This window comes from Amycolatopsis sp. AA4, assembly GCF_002796545.1.
GTDB lineage: Bacteria > Actinomycetota > Actinomycetes > Mycobacteriales > Pseudonocardiaceae > Amycolatopsis.
In genome coordinates this window covers 4,393,315-4,409,694 of the sequence record NZ_CP024894.1, presented here as the reverse complement: position 1 = coordinate 4,409,694, position 16,380 = coordinate 4,393,315, and the positions used below count along the sequence as shown (strand labels likewise).

The window sequence follows — 16,380 nt, the reverse complement described above, 5'->3', positions numbered from 1 at the left end:
CGGTCCTGTCCCGCCGCCCGGGAAAGGCGGCGGGACGTCCCGAGGTCAGTGCTTCCGGTCCACCACGGCCGCGGAAGTGCCGCCGCGCCGGGTCGGTTCCCCGGCGGCCAGCAGTTGTCCGTGCGGCAGGAATTCGATCCCCGCCGCCACGCCGATGGCGCCCGCGTTCTTGAACTTCTGCCCCAGCGCTTCGAGCCCCTGCACGACGGGCAGGGCGAGGAAGGCCGGTTCGGCGTCGGTGGTCGCGGCGTTCCGCTGGGAGGCGCGCGGGGCGGCGATCGCGTCCGGCAGGGTCATGCCGAGGTCGAGCCGGTTGACCAGGATCTGCAGGACGGTCGTGATGATCGTCGCGCCGCCGGGCGAACCGACCGCGAGGAACGGCTTGCCGTCGTGCAGGACGATCGTCGGCGACATGCTCGACCGCGGCCGCTTGCCCGGCGCGGGCAGGTTCGGGTCGGGCGCCGAACCCTGCGTCGGGGCGAAGTTGAAGTCGGTCAGCTCGTTGTTCAGCAGGAAGCCGCGTCCGGGCACGGTGATGCCGCTGCCGGCCAGCTGTTCGATCGTGTTGGTGTAGGACACGATGTTGCCCTGCTTGTCGGTCACGACGAAGTGGTTCGTGTGCTGCTCGTTGCTGTCCGACGACGCCGCCGGAGCGGTCGCGCAGCCCGGGCCGGGGGCGTACGGATCGCCCGGGGCGACGGGGCTCGACCCGGCTTTGTTCGGATCGATCAGGCACGCGCGAGACGCCGCGAAACGCTTGGAGAGCAGCTGTTGCTGCGGCACGTTCACATAGCGCGCGTCGCCGATGTAGCGGTTGCGGTCGGCGAACGCGAGCCGGCTCGCCTCCAGGTAGTGGTGCAGCGCCTGCGTCTGGTCCATCGTGGACAGCGGGAAGTTGCCCAGGATGTTCAGGGATTCGCCGACGGTGATGCCGCCGCTGGAGGACGGGGCCATGCCGTAGACGTCGTAGCCGCGGTAGTTGATGTGCGTCGGCGTGCCGTCGAGCGCCCGGTACGCGCGCAGGTCGGACAGCTGCATCGGGCCGGTCAGCGGGCTCGCGGTGCCGGGCGCGGCAGGCGGGTTCTGCACCGTCCGCACGAGGTCCCGGCCGACCGAGCCGCCGTAGAACGCGCCGATGCCCTCGCGTTCGATCTGCCGGTAGGTCGTGGCGAGATCGGGGTTGCGCAGCACGGAACCGGCCTTCGGGGCGGCTCCGCCGGGCAGGAACAGCTCGGCGCTGGGGGAGAAGTGGGCCAGCTTCGCCGCGACGGACTGCGTCTGCCGCTCGAACTCCGGCGTGACGACGAACCCGTGCTGCGCGACCTTCTCCGCGGGCTTCAGGTTGTCCGCGAGGCTGAACTTGCCCCACCGCTGCAGGGCGCGCTGCCAGGTGGCGAGCATCCCCGGCACGCCGACGGAACGGCCGCTCTCGACGGCGGTCTCGAACGCGTACGGCTTGCCGGTGGCCGGGTCGAGGAACATCGACGACGAGTCGCCCGCCGGGGTGGTCTCGCGCCCGTCGATAGTGGACACGGTCTTGGTGCGGGCGTCGTAGTAGACGAAATACCCGCCGCCGCCGAGCCCGGCGACGTACGGGTCGGTCACGCCGAGCGTCGCGGCGACGGCGACCGCGGCGTCGGCTGCGGTGCCGCCGTGGCGCAGCACGTCGATCCCGGCCTGGGTGGATTCGACGGTGTCGGAGACGACCGCGCCTCCGGAGCCCTCCGCTACCGGAGTCGGCGGCGGGGCCGGTTTCGCCGAGGCCGCGGGCGCCGCGCCCAGTGCGCAGACGGCGGCGAGCCCGGTGGCCATCGTGGCGGTGAAGAAGCGCTTCACAGGCATGGCAACCCTTCCTCGGCGGCGCGCCCGTAGCCCCGGGCCGGGCGCACCGGGTAAGACTGCGGTGAAACCAGGGGAGGTCCTGTTTAGCACCCGAAGTGCCGAGAGGACAGTCTTTCCGCGGCGGCGCGGGCGATCCGCGAGAGCGGATTCAGCGCGGTCCGGCGGGTTTCTCCGGCGGCAGCCCGAGCAGCCGCAGGTACATCCGGGTGAGATCGGCGAGGAGCTGGTCCCGGCGTTCGGGGTGCCGGGCCAGCACGGGGGCGAGGACCGCGACGAGGCCGCCGCCGCCGAGCGAGACCGTTTCCGGATCGGCGGCCGGGTCGGCCAGCCCCCGCTCGGCGAGCCGCCGGATGTAGCGGGCGCCCCGTTTCGTGGGCAGCTCGTGGATCTCCTCGCGCAGTTCCGCCATCGCCGGGTCCGCGATCGCCTGGTGGTCGAGGACGGTCAGGAAGGACAGGTTTTCCGCGTACGCGTCGAGGTACGCGGTGGTGGTCGCCGCGGCCACCGCCCACGGGTCGTCCGGGTCGAGCCCGGTCAGCTCCTGCGCCTGCACCAGCTGGTCGCGCACCTGGCGCGCCAGCACCGCGAAGACCTCCTCCTTGGCGGCGAAGTACACGTAGAACGTGGCGCGCCCGACGCCCGCCTCGCGGGTGATGTCCGCGACGGTGGTCAGCGCGAAGCCCTTGGTTTCGAAGACGCGCCGCGCGGCGGCGAGCAGCACGTGCCGGGTCGCGCTGTCGGCGCGGTCGAGCTTCTCGCGCACGGCCCAGGTTCCGGATGCCATGGACGTCAGCATACCTATTGACGTTGACGTCAATGTCAACGCAGGATGAGGGCAGCGCACGTCCCGAAGGAGCAGCCCTTGCCTTCCGTCCTCATCGCCAACCGCGGCGAGATCGCCCTCCGCGTCCTGCGCGCCGCCCGCGCTCTCGGCTGGCGCGCGGTGGCCGTCAAAGCCGCCGAGGAAGCCGACGGCCCGGTGCACCGGCTGGCCGACGAGGTCGTGGTGCTCGCCGGGGACCGGCCGTACCTCGACGCGGACCAGCTCGTCTCCGCCGCCGAACGCACCGGATGCGAACTGCTGCACCCGGGCTACGGCTTCCTGTCCGAAAGCGCCGAGCTGGCCGAGCGGTGCGCGGCGCGCGGGATCCGGTTCGCCGGGCCGGACGCGACGGTGCTGCGGACGTTCGGGGACAAGGCCGACGCGCGGCGGCTGGCGGAAAAGCTCGACGTGCCGGTGCTCCGCTCGACCTCGGACGTCGCCGAGGCGGGCGCGTTCCTCGCGAGCCTCGGCGCGGGGCGCGGGGTGATGGTCAAGGCCGTCGCGGGCGGCGGCGGACGCGGGATCCGGCGGGTCGTCGACCCGGCCGAACTGCCGGGGGCGATCGACCGATGCCGGTCGGAGGCGTTGCGGGCGTTCGGCGACGACACCGTGTTCGTGGAGGAGCTGGTGCCGCGGGCGCGGCACCTCGAGGTGCAGATCGTCGGCGACGGCACCGGGGCGGTCAGCCACGTCTGGGACCGGGAGTGCAGCCTGCAGCGACGCCACCAGAAGGTGGTCGAGGTCGCGCCTGCCCGCACCGTGCCCGACGAATGCCGGGCTCGCCTGCGCGAAGCGGCGACGAGGATGACAGCCGCGGTGTCCTATCGCGGACTGTGCACCGTCGAATTCCTGGTCGACGCGGACGATCCCGCGCGGTTCGCGTTTCTGGAGGCGAACCCGCGGGTCCAGGTCGAGCACACCGTCACCGAGGCGGTCACGGGGCTGGACCTGGTCGTCGCCCAGCTGCGGATCGCGGCGGGCGCGACGCTCGCCGAACTCGGGCTCGCGCAGGAGGAAATCCCGCCCGCGCGCGGCACGGCCGTGCAGTGCCGGGTCAACCTGGAGGAGCTGCGGCGGGACGGCACTGCGCACGCCACAGCCGGGCGGATCGAGGTGCTGGATCTGCCTGGTGGGCCGGGCGTGCGGGTCGACACCGCCGCGCAAACCGGGGCGGTCGCGACCACGACGTACGACTCGCTGCTGGCGAAGATCGTCACGCACGTTCCGTCGGCGGACCTGCCGGCGGCGATCGACGCTGCCCGCTCGGCGCTGGCGGAGGTGCGGGTCGACGGACCGGGCACGAACGTCGAGTTCCTCCGGAAGCTGTTGTCCCGCGACGAAGTCCGCCAGGGAGCGGCGACCACGTCCTTTGTGGACGAACACCTCGCCGAGCTGGTGCCCGAACACCGTCCGGAGGCCGCGGCGGGTGACGGGATCGCGGCCGACTTCGCCGGTTCGGTGGTGTCCGTGGCCGAGCCGGGCGCTCGCGTCGCGGCCGGTGATCCGGTCGTGGTGCTCGAAGCGATGAAGATGGAACACGTGCTGGCGGCACCGTTCGCGGGCGTGGTGCGGTCTGTCCACATCGGAGTCGGGGATCTCGCCCGTCCCGGGCAGCCGCTCGTGGAACTGACCGCGGACGCCGACCAGCACGACGCGAGCACCGGGCCAGCCGAACCGGACCCGGCGCACATTCGGCCGGATCTCGAAGAAGTGCTGGAGCGGCATCGGATCGGTCTCGACGAGGCACGGCCGGAAGCAGTGGCGAAGCGCCGCCGCACCGGCCATCGCACCGCGCGGGAGAACATCGCGGATCTGTGCGACGACGGCAGTTTCATGGAGTACGGCGCGCTCGTGATCGCCGCGCAACGCCAGCGCCGCACCGAAGCGGACCTGATCGCCGCGACTCCGGCTGACGGTCTGGTCGCGGGAATCGGCACGGTCAACGCCGAGCACGCCGCCGACGCGCGCTGCGTCGTGCTCTCCTACGACTACACCGTGCTCGCCGGCACCCAGGGGTTCATGAACCACGAGAAGACCGACCGGATGCTGGATCTCGCGGCGCGGCAACGGCTTCCGCTCGTCCTGTTCGCCGAGGGCGGCGGCGGACGGCCGGGGGACACCGACGTGGTGACCGCGGGCGGCCTCGACCTCGACACGTTCGCCGCCATGGGCCGGCTCAACGGGCTCGTGCCGACCGTCGGCATCGCGTCCGGCCGCTGCTTCGCCGGGAACGCGGCGCTGCTGGGGGTGTGCGACGTGGTGATCGCGACGGAGGACGCGAACGTCGGCATGGGCGGACCGGCGATGATCGAGGGCGGCGGGCTCGGCGTGTACCGGCCGGAGGAGATCGGCCCGGTTTCGGTGCAGGAACCCAACGGCGTGCTCGACCTGGTCGCCGCGGACGAGGCCGAGGCCGTGGAGCTGGCGCGGCGGTACCTGTCGTACTTCCAGGGCGACCGTCGCGAATGGACGGTCGCGGACCAGCGCCGGCTGCGGCACGTGGTCCCGGAAAACCGGGTCCGGGTCTACGACGTGCGGCGCGCGATCGAGCTGCTGGCCGACGAGGATTCGGTGCTGGAGCTGCGCCGCGGCTTCGGGGCGGGCGTCGTCACGGCGCTGGTGCGCATCGAGGGCAGGCCGATGGGCTTGCTGGCCAACAACCCGCGGCACCTCGGCGGCGCGATCGACGCCGACGCCGCGGACAAGGCCGCCCGGTTCCTGCAGCTGTGCGACGCGCACGGGCTCCCGGTCGTCTCGCTGGTGGACACGCCGGGGTTCATGGTCGGCCCGGACGCCGAGCGGACCGCGACGGTGCGCCGGTTCGGCCGGATGTTCGTCGAGGGCGCGCATCTGGACGTGCCGATGATCGGAGTGGTGCTGCGCAAGGCGTACGGGCTGGGCGCGATGGCCATGGCGGGCGGCGGGTTCCGGGTTCCGGAAGCGATGGTCGCGTGGCCGACCGGCGAGGTCGGCGGGATGGGCCTGGAAGGCGCGGTGCGGCTGGGCTACCGCCGCGAACTCGACGCGATCTCCGACCACGCCGAGAAACAGCGCGAGTTCGACCGGCTGCTGGCCGAGAGCTACCGGCGCGGCAAAGCGCTGGCCGCGGCGACAGTGTTCGAAATGGACGACGTGATCGACCCGGCCGACACCCGCGCGTGGATCACCCGGACCCTGCCGCGCGAGCGGACGGCCGGTCCCCGCAAGCGCATCGACACCTGGTGACGAAGGAGCCCGAAATGGACCTCGAGACCTACCTCGACGACGTCCGCGCACGCCAGGCCCGGGTGCGCCCGGCGAACACGCCGGACCACGTCGTGCTCCCGCTCGGCGAACTGAGCCTTCCCGGACACGCCGACCACTGGGCGCGGGAACGGCCCGACCAGCCCGCGATCGTCTACGAAGGCCGGACGCTCGCCTATCGCGAACTGGCCGGCCTGGTCGCCCGGGTCGCCGGATGGCTGACGGACGCCGGGGTGCGGCCGGGGGGCCGGGTCGCGGTGGACCTGCCGAACTGCCCGCAGTTCACCGTCGCGATGCTGGCGATCCTGCGGCTTGGCGCGGTGCACGTGCCGGTGAACCCGATGTTCCAGCAAGCAGAACTCGTCTACGAACTCGCCGACAGCGGCGCGACGGTCCTGGTCGCGGCCGACACCGTGCTGCCGGTCGTGCAGGCCGCGCTGCCGGAGACTCAGGTGCGGTGCGTGCTCGTGACGGCGCTGGGGGAGTTGTCGGCGGCAGGCGGTTCCCCGGTGCTGCCCGCCGGTTTCGCCGCCACCGCCTGGGCGGAAGCGGCGGCGCATCCGCCCGCGCCGGAGCACCCGGCCGACTTGGACGCGTTGGCAGCCTTGAACTACACCGGCGGGACGACCGGCTTGCCGAAGGGTTGCCAGCACACGCAGCGGCACATGCTCTACACCGCCGCGACGGCCGCGGCGGCGACCGGGCACACCGTCGAAACCGGGTACGTCCCGTTGTGCTATCTGCCGGTTTTCTGGATCGCCGGCGAGGATCTGGGCATCCTGAACCCGATCGTGCTCGGCGGCACGTCGGTGCTGATGACCCGGTGGGACGCCGAAGCCGCGCTGACGGCGATCGAACGGCACGGCGTGACGTCGATGGTCGGCACGGTGGAGAACTACCTCGAACTGCTGGAACGCCCCGACCTCGCGGAACGGGACCTGTCCAGCCTCCGGATGCCGATGGCGGTTTCGTTCGTGCGCAAGCTGACCCAGGACGTGCGCGCGGCGTGGCGCGAGGCCGTCGGTGCGCATTCGGTGCTCTGCGAAGCGGCGTACGGGATGACCGAGACGCACACCTTCGACGCGACGCCGTACGGCATGGCAGAAGACGACCAAGATCTGCTGGCGGAACCAGTGTTCTGCGGTGTCCCGATGCCCGGCACGGACATCGCCGTGGTCCGCTTCGGCACCCTCGACCCGCTTCCGCTCGGCGAAGCGGGCGAGATCGTGGTGCGCAGCCCGTCGGTGATGACCGGCTACTGGAACCGTCCCGACGCGACGGCCGCGCAACTGACCGGCGGCTGGCTGCACACCGGCGACAACGGCCGCCTCGACGAGAACGGCTGCCTGCACTATCTGGGGCGGGACAAGGATTTGATCAAGGTGAAGGGAATGAGCGTGTTCCCGGCCGAGGTGGAACTCCTGCTGGCGCGGCACCCCGCGGTCCGGACGGCCGCGGTCGTGCCCGCCGCGCATCCGGAGTCGGGACAGGTGCCGGTGGCCTTCGTGAGTCTCTCCCCGGACGCTTCGCTGACCGCGTCGGACCTGCGTGCGTGGGCGAAAACCGCGATGGCGCCGTACAAAGTGCCGCTGGTGGAGGTGGTCGGCGAGTTCCCGATGACCGCGACGGGCAAGATCCGCAAGACCGAGTTGTCCGACCGGGCCCAACGCGTGGCCGACGAACACTGAACCCTGCTCGGTCAGGGCGCGACCAGCCGCCCCTTTTCGTCGTGCCGGAGCGCCCACCGGCCAGGTTTGGCCGGAACGAGGCGAGACCGGATCCCGGCTTCGGCGAATTCTCGTTCCAGGTCGGCGAAATTCTCGCTGTAGATGGACCAGCCCTCGTGATGGACCGCGACGACGTGGCTGGCATCGAGCAAGGCAGCCACGTCAGCGGCTCGCGCCGAGGTGAGAGTCAGCGCCCGCCCGGCGTTCTTGCTCGGCACCCTCGCGGCCCCGGCGTGCAGAACCGCGACGTCAATGCCGGGAAACGCGGCCGCGATCGCCTTGACCGGCCCGATGCCCGCGTTGTCGCCGCTGACGTACACCGTGGGCAGTCCGGCGGATTCCAGGACGAAACCGTGGACTTCGGTGTTGATGTTGCCGGCGTCGTCGCGCTCCCCGTCGAGGGGTCCGTGCTGCGCCGGAACCACGTGCACGCGGACCTCCGCGATCCGGTGCGCCTCGAAATCGCCGAGCCCGATCGCCGGACCCCCGAGGCGCTCGGCGCTCTGCCTGCCGGTGACGAGCAGCGGAACGCTCTGGGCGAAAACCCGGCCCTCGCGGTCGAAGTTGTCCCAGTGGAGGTCGTGGCTGAGCAGAACCGCGTCCACCCTCCCCAGCGCTGCCGGCGAAACCGCCGGGCCCTCGGTCTTCCGGTACGCGCCGTAATCGCCGGGCGGATCGAACGTCGGGTCGGTCAGGAACCGCAGCCCGCCGTAGTCGATGACCGCCGTCGGCCCTCCGACCGGGCCGATCGCGAAACGGTGCCGATCCGAACTGATGTCGTCGCTCATACTGCCAGCATACCTAGAGGTAGGTATGCTGTCTCGTATGCGCGACAACCGCACCAAACTGATCGAGACGGGCGCGGACCTGATCTGGCAGTTCGGCTACACGGCGACGAGCCCCCGCCAGGTGATGGCCGCCAGCGGGGTCGGGCAGGGCAGCTTCTACCACCACTTCCCGGCGAAGACCGACCTCGGAGCGGCCGCGATCGCCGCGAATGCCAGTGCCATCGTCGCAGCCGCGGAGGCCGCCCTCACCGGGCCGGAACCGGGTCTCGTCCGGGTGCGCCGCTACCTGCTGAACGAACGGGACGCCCTCGCCGGGTGCAAAATCGGCGGTCTCGCCTACGACCACGCGGTGCTGGCCGACCCTCAACTGCTCGGCCCCATCGGACAAGCGTTCGGCCGGGTCGCGGAACTGCTCGAATCCGCGCTCCGAGAGGCACAGGAGACCGACACGGTGCGGTCCGACCTTCCGGCGTCCGATCTTGCGGCGATGGCGATCTCGGTAATCCAGGGCGGCTATGTCCTGGCCCGCGCCCGCTCCGACGCGGGTCTGCTCCGACGGGCCGCTTCGGCGGCGTACGCGCTGCTCGATCCGAGCGACGGTCGCTGAGGTCAGCCGACCTCACGGGGTTGTTTCCGCTGGCCTGCCTGCGCGGCTGTCTCGAGGTCGGTGATCTCGCCCGCGGAGTCGGACTGGTCGCCGTGGCGTGGGGGAGCGCGCACTGGAGTCGCACAATCGTGGTCGTGCTTCGAAACCGCATGGTGTGGTCGCGACCGGCGGGTCCCGGCAGGCGTGCACGGGTGGCCGGGGCGAGGGGAATCGTCATGCGCCGCCGGCACCGCTTGAGGCTCCTCCAGAGCAACCTGACCGGGACGGCTCAGGCGAGCGTGAGGAAGAGCTTCTCCAGCTGTTCTTCCGTCATCGCGGCTTCGTTGCCTTCTCCGCCGCCGGACACGCATTCGCGCAAGCCGCTGGCGATGATCTTGAACCCCGCCCGGTCGAGTGCCCGGGAGACGGCGGCGAGCTGGGTCACGACGTCCTTGCAGTCGCGGCCTTCGTCGATCATCGAGATGACCCCGGCGAGCTGGCCCTGTGCGCGGCGGAGCCGGTTGCGGACCTGGGTGACGGTGTCCTGGTCGCCGATCATGGCTGGTCTCTCCCTGTGTGGCCGGTGGAATTCGCGAGCGGTCAGGCGCCGCGCTTGCGCCACGGCCACGAGCGCGGCGGACGCGGTTCGGCGGGATGTCCGGGACACCACTGTCCGGCGGGGACGGCGGCTTTGACCTGGTCGACGTGCTGGCCGCAGCCGGCCCAGGTGGTTTTGCCGCAGGTGCGGCACGGAACGGGGCGGCACATGGTCATCCTTCCGGGATCGTGGGCGCGCCGGCGCGCGGGCGGCGAAGTTCGGCGAACGCCGGGACCGCGGCGGCGGTGCGCAGAGCATCGAACAAAGCGCGTCCTTCGGCGGGGGCGGGCAATGCGGTGAGCACCGGGCCGAAGAACGCGCGGCCGTCGATCTCGGTGATCGGGCTGCCGCCGGTTTCCCCGAGCGCGTCCTGGCTGGCCTGGTGCGCGTCGTGCACGGCCGAGTCTGTGGCAGTCGAATTCGCTTGGTCTGCAAGGTATTCCGGCAATCCCGCCTCGCTGAGGGATGCGCGGAGCACTGCGTCGCTGACCGGTTGCCGCTGCTCGTGAATGCGGCGGGCGAGCGCGAGGTGGAATCGGGCCGCGGCGGCCGGGTCCTCGATCGCGGCGCGGACCCGGCCCGCGTGCAGCGAGTCCTCGACGCGCTGCCGGTGCGACTCCGGCACGGTCTGTCCCTCGTTGAGGACGGCGAGGCTCATCGGCCGCACCGAGAACTCCGCCTCGGCGTCGGCGAGCCAACGGTAGGCGAGCCAGGCGAACGGGCAGACCGGATCGCCGTAGAGCACCACGTCGGTCATGCCAGCTCCCGGTCGAGCGCGTCGAGTGCGGATTCGAGCCGCGCGGCCGCTTCCGCGGCGACCTCGGCTACGCCCGCCTCGGGTGCGACGTCGGCCATCACCGCGGGATTGATCGCCTCGACGACCGTGCCGCCTGCTCCGCTCTCGCGGACGACGACGTTGCAGGGCAACAGCAATCCGATCTCACGGGTCGCGCTCAGTGCGCGGTGGGCGAGCGGCGGATTGCACGCGCCCAGGATGGTGTAGCGCTCCATCGCCTCGTCGAGCTTCTCGCGCATGGTCGCTTGCACGTCGATCTCGGTCAGCACCCCGAAACCGGCCCCGGCAAGCGCGGTTCGCGTCTTGGCCATCACGTCGTCGAAACCCGCGCCTTCGTAGGTGCGGGACAAACCCAGCTGCACGGCGACTCCTTTCCTCGCGGTCCAGGATACCCCCGGGGGCATTGGCCATGCCCCTGGGGGTATCTGTCAAGCCGCAGTCGGCCCGGCCGGGCGGATGTTCGAGCCGGTGCCGACCGAGGGAAAGATGTTCTACAGCAACGGTTCTGGTCACGCGCCGGGCTCGCGCAGGGTTTGAAAGCCGCGCTCATCGACAATGCCTTAGGGCGCAAGGGAACCGCCGACGGCGGCAGTTACAAGCTCACCATCGCCCGCGACGAGCCCGTCACCGGCGAGGGACACGTGCTCCTGCCGACGTTCGGCGTCACCACTGGCCGCAACTTCCAGCCCGTCGGCGGCGGCAAGGCCACGGTCAACGGCGACTTCGTGATGACCTCGCCCAAGGTGCAGCTGGTGATCCAGGCTTTGCGCGCGGGCGGCATCGCCCTGGGCGAGCTGCACAATCACAGCTTCACCGAGCGGCCGCGACCGACGCGAAACCCGCGAACTGACCACAAAGGACTGGCCGCCCCGCCTTAGCGGACCGGCTGCTGCTCCAGCAGCGCGGGACGGCCGCCCGTCCCGGCGGGCACCGGGAAGAAACTGCGGTGGCTGCCCGGATCGACCGCGACCACGTGCGCCCCGTCGGCCAGATGCCCGGCGCCGGTCACGGTCATCGCGCGGCCGTGCAGTTCCAGCACGGTGACGGTGCCGCTTTCGGCCGCGACGAACAGCCGGTGCGCCCCCGGGTCGTAGGCCAGCACGTCCGGATCCTGCCCGACCGGGTTCTGCCCGAGCACCTGCCCGGTGTTCAGGTCGACGGTCAGCAGCGCCGCATTGCCGTCGCAGGCCACAAACCCCAGCCGCGCCACCGGATCCAGCGCCAGCCCGTGGTCGTGGTCGCAGCCCGGCAGCGGCCACCGCCGCGTCACCGCCAGCGTCGCCGGGTCGATCACCGCGAGTTCATTGCTGCCTTGCACGTCGGCCAGCATCCGGTCGGCCGCCGGGTCGTAGGCGACGTTGCCCGCCTCGCCGCCCAGCGCGACCGTGCCGCGCACCGCCCCGGTCGCGGCGTCGAGCACCGTCTCGGAACCGCCGGTCTCGTTCGTCGTCCACACCGCGCCGCGGCGGGGGTCGAACGCCAAACCGTCCGGATAGTCGCCCGTCGGCGACCGGTTGAGCACGGCACCGGTGTCCTCGTCGAGCACGGCCATCTGGTTGTCGCCGGTCGCGGTGGCGAACACCCGGTGCAGCGCGGGAACCGCCAGCACCCCGTGCACCTGCGACAGCCCGCCGATCGTGCGCACCACCCGATGCGCCCGCACGTCGACCTCGATGACTTCGCTCGCGCCCAGATGCGCGACGAACAGCAAGCCGCGCCCGACGTCCAGGCTCGCGTAGTCGAACCGCGATCCGTCGCCCGGCAACGGAATCTCCCCGTCCGCCCGCAACGGAAGCGGCGGCTCCGGCGGCGACTGCCCGCCACCGCACCCGGCCAGCGCCAGCGCGGTCGCCAGCAGGACCGATGCGCGCCGCGCCAGTCTCATCGCACCCCGCCTTCCCGGGAGGCAACCGAGGCTACAGTGCGCCGAGCACAACGGCAGGACACCCAAAGGCCAGGCGTGCTCCGGTTTCGCCGAACAGCCGGATGTCGCGGCGCTTGCGGCGGTCGCGGAAGGGTTTTCCTTGCAGGTGTCGAGCAGTTCGTCATCGACGACGGGAGTGATTTCGTCGTCCCGCCGTGGAGCGAGGAGGCTAGGTCAACTGCGCGGGCAAGCAACGTCGCACGGTCGAACTAGCTAGGAACGCGAGCGATGGGTGAAGGGGTGGTCCCCAAAGGTCCCCAAGCCTCCACGCTGCCCCTCGGCCGCAAGAGCAAACCCCGGAAACAAAAAGCCGCCCGACCTGGGCTTCCACCCAAGCCAAGCGGCTCGTTCGTCCGGTCGGGCTGACAGGATTTGAACCTGCGACCCCTTGACCCCCAGTCAAGTGCGCTACCAAACTGCGCCACAGCCCGGACTCCGCACTCCCCGAGGAACCCCTCGTGAACTGCGATGCGACTACTCTAGCGGGTCCCCCAACCGCCCCTGCAACGAGGTCTCCATTACCCCCTGACCTGCGAAAATCCCGACACGACGCGAAGATCAACCGAGAGGCGGGAGCGGCCAAAGAAAACCGGCCCTGATCCCGCACAGGGGACCAGGGCCGGACAAAAGGCCTCAGCGGCCGGTGAACCGAGCCTTCCCCGGGCCGTCCGCGAGGAACGACTTCACCGCGCCCCGCAAGTCCTCGGTGTTGTACAGCTCCGAGGCGATAGCCGTGACGTGTGCGTTGGCCTCCGGCACTCCGCCGTGCTCGAAATGGGCCAGGATCTGCTTCGTGGCGGCATGTGCTTGCGTCGGTCCTTCGGCGAGCTGGCGCGTGAACTCCCGCGCGGCCTCGTCGAAACCCTCGGCCGGAAGCACCCGGTTGACGACGTTCCAGCGTTCCAACGTGGCCGCGTCGAAGGGCTCGCCGGTGAAGACGAACTCCTTTGCCCGGGCAACCCCGGCGCGCGCGGCGAGGCGTTGCGTTCCGCCCATCGTGGGGGTCAGGCCGACGACCTTCTCCACCAAGCCGAATTTCGCGCGAGACGAGGCCAGCAGCAGATCGCAGGCCATCGCGACTTCGAAAGCCCACGTCAAGCACAAGCCGTGTGCGGCGAAGACCGTCGGGAACGGCAACGCGGCAAGGCGATCCGGGACGGTGAGCAGCTCGTCGAAGAGCACCTTCGCCTCGGCCGCGGACGACTGGGCGTCGAAGAGCGCGACGTCGACGCCTCCGCTCACGACCTTGCCCTCCGCGCGGATCAGGAGGGCGCGGGCGGGCGTTTCCTCGAGCGACGCGATCGCGTCCAGAAGCGCGTCCTGAAGCGGCTTCGTGTACAGGTTGAGCGGCGGTTCGTCGATGGTGAGCACGGCGAGCCCGCCGTCGCGTTCCAGCCTCGTCATGCTTGCTCCTCGTTCGCGGTGAGTTGGTCCCAGTACGCCTGCGCGGCCGGCCGCCATTCGACGTGCTTGCGGTGGAACAACTCCGCCGCCTTGGTTCCGCTCCAGCTCGCGGGCAGCAGTTCCGCGGGCAGTTGCGGGTCGAGGAACGGGAAGCGGCGCCATTCGTGCACCAGTTCGGTCTGCGCACGCAGCACCGCTTGGTCGCCCGAGGGCGACACGCCGGTGAAGCGGTCGATGAAGTCCTCGTACCGGTCGGTCAGCTCGGACAGGTCCCACGACCGCGCGACCATGCTTTCCTGGTCGCCGATCGCGCCGTACTCCGAGGTGAAGGACATCGCCTGCGCTTCGAGGCCGAGTTCGGCGACGATCTTCTGCGCCTCGGGCTCGCGGCTCGGATCGGGGCTCACCCAGACGCCCGCCACCGGCGAACCGAAACCGGCCCAGGTGAGGCGCGTGCGCAGGCGGTGCCGGAGGTCGCGTTTCGCTTCCGGGACCGACACGATCAGCATCAGCCAGCGGTTTTCCCAGGGGCGCGCGTCGCGGCCGAAGGCGTATATGCGCTCCGCGCCCTCGGTGAGCAGCCGCCTTCCCGGCGGGGTCAGCGACCAGCGGACGCGGCGGCCGATGCGCTCCGACACCAGCCAGCCCTCGCCCGCGGACCGGGCCAGGGCCTGGCGCGCGGACTTCTCCTCGATGTCGAGCATGCGGAGGGATTCGACCAGGATCGACGTCCACACCGGACGGTCGCGGGGCAGCACGTACTCGCCCAGCACGGTCATCAGCAGCGACCGCGCGCTGGCGTGGCTCACCTCGCGCCGTCTGCTGACGGTCGGCCGGGGAGCCCGCTGCTTCCCCCGTCCGAACGGGACCGGGGCGGGTTCCGCCATCGCTTTTCACCGACCTCACTGCTCTTGTTGGACCCGGAGAACCCGCCCAGAGTACCCACTGGGAGTGACGGAGCCGACACGCGGCACGCGGCGCGCGGGCTCCCCGTAAACTCGGCTCCGATATGAGCGCCACACTCGTCGCGAAGGACCTGGCCGCGGGCCACGGTGACCGCGTCCTCTTCTCCGGTCTCGATCTCGTCGTCGCCCCGGGCGAGGTGATCGGCCTGGTCGGCGTCAACGGCGCCGGGAAGTCCACCCTGCTCCGCACGCTGGCCGGGCTGGCCCGCCCGGAATCCGGCGAGGTGCGGCTGAACCCGCCGACCGCCACCGTCGGGCACCTGCCGCAGGAACCGGAGCGGCGCGAGGGCGAGTCGGTGCGCGCCTTCCTCGCGCGGCGCACCGGAGTCGCCGCCGCGCAAACCGCACTCGACGCGGCGACCGACGGGCTTACCGCGGGCGAGGACGGCGCCGACGACGCATACGGCAGCGCGCTGGACCGCTGGCTCGCGCTCGGCGGAGCCGACCTGGACGACCGCGCCGGCGAGGTCGCCGCGGACCTCGGGCTTGCCGTCGACCTCGACCAGCCCATGGTTTCGCTGTCGGGCGGGCAGGCCGCGCGCGCCGGGCTGGCCTCGCTGCTGCTCAGCCGCTACGACATTTTCCTGCTCGACGAGCCGACGAACGACCTCGACCTCGACGGGCTCGCCCGGCTGGAGCGGTTCGTCACCGGGCTGCGCGCGGGAACCGTGCTGGTCAGCCACGATCGCGAGTTCCTGGCCCGCACGGTCGACCGCGTGGTGGAACTGGACCTGGCGCAGCAGCAGGTCCGCGCGTACGGCGGCGGGTACGAGTCCTATTTGGAGGAACGGGCGGTCGCGCGGCGGCACGCACGCGAGGACTACGAGGAATATGCCAATACCCGCGCGGCACTCGAAGCGCGGGCGGGCATGCAGCGCGCGTGGATGGAGAAGGGCGTCAAGAACGCCCGCCGCAAGGCGACCGACAACGACAAGGTCGGCCGCAAATTCCGCAGCGAGGCTACGGAGAAGCAAGCGTCGAAGGCGCGCCAGACGGACCGGATGATCGAACGGCTCGAGGTCGTCGAGGAGCCGCGCAAGGAGTGGGAGCTGCGAATGGAGATCGCGGCCGCTCCGCGTGCGGGCGCGGTGGTCGCGACGCTGCGGGGTGCGGTCGTGCGGCGCGGCGGTTTCACGCTCGGGCCGGTGGATCTGCAGATCGACTGGGCGGACAAGGTCGCCATCACCGGCGCGAACGGGGCGGGCAAGTCCACGCTGCTGGCGGCGTTGCTCGGCCGGGTGCCGCTGGACGAGGGCGCCGCGGCGCTCGGACCGGGCGTGGTGGTCGGCGAGGTCGACCAGGCCCGGCGGTTGTTCCTCGGCGACCTGCCGCTCGCGGACGCGTTCGCGCAGGAGGTCCCGTCGCTGCCGGACGCGGAAGTCCGGACGCTGCTGGCGAAATTCGGCCTGAAGGCCGCGCACGTGCTGCGCCCGGCGGCGACGCTTTCGCCCGGCGAGCGCACCCGCGCGGCGCTGGCGCTGCTGCAGGCGCGCGGCGTGAACCTGCTGGTGCTGGACGAGCCGACCAACCACCTGGATCTGCCCGCGATCGAGCAGCTCGAGTCCGCTTTGGACAGTTACCCGGGCACGTTGCTGCTGGTGACGCACGACCGGCGGATGCTGGACGCGGTTTCGGTGACGCGGCGGCTGGAAGTCGACGGGGGCAAGGTTTCCGAGCGCTGATC

Annotated in this window: 15 protein-coding genes and 1 tRNA gene; 5 read left to right on the top strand and 11 right to left on the bottom strand. The window is 71.3% G+C overall.

Features of this window, described 5'->3' with window-relative positions:
• Positions 1-45: 45 nt before the first annotated feature.
• Both ggt and CU254_RS20555 read right to left on the bottom strand, forming a co-directional pair.
• The gene (gene ggt, locus CU254_RS20560) at positions 46-1,842 is read right to left on the bottom strand and encodes a gamma-glutamyltransferase (RefSeq protein ID WP_009078977.1); all 1,797 of its coding nucleotides are present in this window, start codon (positions 1,840-1,842) and stop codon (positions 46-48) included.
• Positions 1,843-1,990: 148 nt separating this feature from the next.
• Positions 1,991-2,626: a TetR/AcrR family transcriptional regulator gene (locus CU254_RS20555; protein ID WP_199785943.1), complete on the bottom strand. Its 636-nt coding sequence runs from the start codon at positions 2,624-2,626 to the stop codon at positions 1,991-1,993.
• 78 nt (positions 2,627-2,704) lie between these two features.
• Between CU254_RS20555 and CU254_RS20550 the strand changes: the two genes are divergently transcribed.
• Together CU254_RS20550 and CU254_RS20545 are read left to right on the top strand one after the other, a co-directional pair.
• Positions 2,705-5,890, top strand: coding sequence for a carboxyl transferase domain-containing protein (locus tag CU254_RS20550; protein WP_037714306.1), 3,186 nt, complete (start codon positions 2,705-2,707; stop codon positions 5,888-5,890).
• 14 nt (positions 5,891-5,904) lie between these two features.
• Positions 5,905-7,596 carry an AMP-binding protein gene (locus tag CU254_RS20545; RefSeq protein ID WP_009078971.1) on the top strand — a complete coding sequence of 564 codons (1,692 nt, stop codon included), beginning with the start codon at positions 5,905-5,907 and terminating at the stop codon, positions 7,594-7,596.
• Positions 7,597-7,607: 11 nt separating this feature from the next.
• Here the strand turns inward: CU254_RS20545 and CU254_RS20540 are convergent, their stop codons facing one another.
• Positions 7,608-8,423, bottom strand: coding sequence for an MBL fold metallo-hydrolase (locus CU254_RS20540; RefSeq protein ID WP_009078967.1), 816 nt, complete (start codon positions 8,421-8,423; stop codon positions 7,608-7,610).
• A gap of 37 nt (positions 8,424-8,460) precedes the next feature.
• Here CU254_RS20540 and CU254_RS20535 point away from each other — a divergent pair, with 37 nt between their 5' ends.
• Positions 8,461-9,030 (top strand): TetR/AcrR family transcriptional regulator, encoded by a 570-nt coding sequence (locus tag CU254_RS20535; RefSeq protein ID WP_050788232.1) that lies wholly within the window; start codon positions 8,461-8,463, stop codon positions 9,028-9,030.
• Positions 9,031-9,298: 268 nt separating this feature from the next.
• Here CU254_RS20535 and CU254_RS20530 read toward each other — a convergent pair whose 3' ends face one another.
• Genes CU254_RS20530 through CU254_RS20520 form a run of 4 tightly spaced genes read right to left on the bottom strand, consistent with a single transcriptional unit; the run spans position 9,299 to position 10,765 of the window.
• Positions 9,299-9,568, bottom strand: coding sequence for a metal-sensitive transcriptional regulator (locus tag CU254_RS20530; protein WP_009078965.1), 270 nt, complete (start codon positions 9,566-9,568; stop codon positions 9,299-9,301).
• 41 nt (positions 9,569-9,609) lie between these two features.
• The gene (locus CU254_RS43695) at positions 9,610-9,777 is read right to left on the bottom strand and encodes a hypothetical protein (protein ID WP_086024897.1); all 168 of its coding nucleotides are present in this window, start codon (positions 9,775-9,777) and stop codon (positions 9,610-9,612) included.
• Between the two features lie 2 nt (positions 9,778-9,779).
• On the bottom strand, positions 9,780-10,364 hold the full coding sequence (locus tag CU254_RS20525; RefSeq protein ID WP_009078962.1) for a hypothetical protein: 585 nt from the start codon (positions 10,362-10,364) through the stop codon (positions 9,780-9,782).
• The gene (locus tag CU254_RS20520; RefSeq protein WP_009078960.1) at positions 10,361-10,765 is read right to left on the bottom strand and encodes a DUF302 domain-containing protein; all 405 of its coding nucleotides are present in this window, start codon (positions 10,763-10,765) and stop codon (positions 10,361-10,363) included. Before CU254_RS20520 ends, CU254_RS20525 begins: the two co-directional genes overlap by 4 nt.
• Before the next feature lie 171 nt (positions 10,766-10,936).
• Between CU254_RS20520 and CU254_RS44245 the strand changes: the two genes are divergently transcribed.
• Positions 10,937-11,281, top strand: a complete 345-nt coding sequence (locus CU254_RS44245) for a DUF1259 domain-containing protein (RefSeq protein ID WP_009078958.1) — start codon at positions 10,937-10,939, stop codon at positions 11,279-11,281.
• Here CU254_RS44245 and CU254_RS20510 read toward each other — a convergent pair.
• The 4 genes from CU254_RS20510 to CU254_RS20495 form a co-directional block, all read right to left on the bottom strand.
• Complete coding sequence (locus CU254_RS20510; RefSeq protein ID WP_009078956.1) at positions 11,278-12,288, bottom strand: YncE family protein; 1,011 nt, start codon at positions 12,286-12,288, stop codon at positions 11,278-11,280. The two genes, CU254_RS44245 and CU254_RS20510, sit on opposite strands and share 4 nt — an antisense overlap.
• 396 nt (positions 12,289-12,684) lie before the next feature.
• Positions 12,685-12,758 (bottom strand) — tRNA-Pro (locus tag CU254_RS20505).
• 202 nt (positions 12,759-12,960) lie between these two features.
• Positions 12,961-13,731, bottom strand: a complete 771-nt coding sequence (locus tag CU254_RS20500; protein ID WP_037714302.1) for an enoyl-CoA hydratase/isomerase family protein — start codon at positions 13,729-13,731, stop codon at positions 12,961-12,963.
• The gene (locus CU254_RS20495) at positions 13,728-14,618 is read right to left on the bottom strand and encodes a PaaX family transcriptional regulator C-terminal domain-containing protein (protein ID WP_009078952.1); all 891 of its coding nucleotides are present in this window, start codon (positions 14,616-14,618) and stop codon (positions 13,728-13,730) included. Before CU254_RS20495 ends, CU254_RS20500 begins: the two co-directional genes overlap by 4 nt.
• A gap of 122 nt (positions 14,619-14,740) precedes the next feature.
• On the opposite strand from CU254_RS20495, the gene CU254_RS20490 reads away from it, so the two are divergent.
• Complete coding sequence (locus CU254_RS20490) at positions 14,741-16,378, top strand: ABC-F family ATP-binding cassette domain-containing protein (RefSeq protein WP_009078950.1); 1,638 nt, start codon at positions 14,741-14,743, stop codon at positions 16,376-16,378.
• Positions 16,379-16,380: the final 2 nt, after the last annotated feature.

Bases quoted from the DNA above. Each gene is read 5' to 3' on its own strand.
- ggt (WP_009078977.1), bottom strand. From the start codon at position 1,842: ATGCCTGTGAAGCGCTTCTTCACCGCCACGATGGCCACCGGGCTCGCC.
- CU254_RS20555 (WP_199785943.1), bottom strand. From the start codon at position 2,626: ATGGCATCCGGAACCTGGGCCGTGCGCGAGAAGCTCGACCGCGCCGAC.
- CU254_RS20545 (WP_009078971.1), top strand. From the start codon at position 5,905: ATGGACCTCGAGACCTACCTCGACGACGTCCGCGCACGCCAGGCCCGG.
- CU254_RS20540 (WP_009078967.1), bottom strand. From the start codon at position 8,423: ATGAGCGACGACATCAGTTCGGATCGGCACCGTTTCGCGATCGGCCCG.
- CU254_RS20535 (WP_050788232.1), top strand. From the start codon at position 8,461: ATGCGCGACAACCGCACCAAACTGATCGAGACGGGCGCGGACCTGATC.
- CU254_RS20530 (WP_009078965.1), bottom strand. From the start codon at position 9,568: ATGATCGGCGACCAGGACACCGTCACCCAGGTCCGCAACCGGCTCCGC.
- CU254_RS43695 (WP_086024897.1), bottom strand. From the start codon at position 9,777: ATGTGCCGCCCCGTTCCGTGCCGCACCTGCGGCAAAACCACCTGGGCC.
- CU254_RS20525 (WP_009078962.1), bottom strand. From the start codon at position 10,364: ATGACCGACGTGGTGCTCTACGGCGATCCGGTCTGCCCGTTCGCCTGG.
- CU254_RS20510 (WP_009078956.1), bottom strand. From the start codon at position 12,288: ATGAGACTGGCGCGGCGCGCATCGGTCCTGCTGGCGACCGCGCTGGCG.
- CU254_RS20500 (WP_037714302.1), bottom strand. From the start codon at position 13,731: ATGACGAGGCTGGAACGCGACGGCGGGCTCGCCGTGCTCACCATCGAC.
- CU254_RS20495 (WP_009078952.1), bottom strand. From the start codon at position 14,618: ATGGCGGAACCCGCCCCGGTCCCGTTCGGACGGGGGAAGCAGCGGGCT.
- CU254_RS20490 (WP_009078950.1), top strand. From the start codon at position 14,741: ATGAGCGCCACACTCGTCGCGAAGGACCTGGCCGCGGGCCACGGTGAC.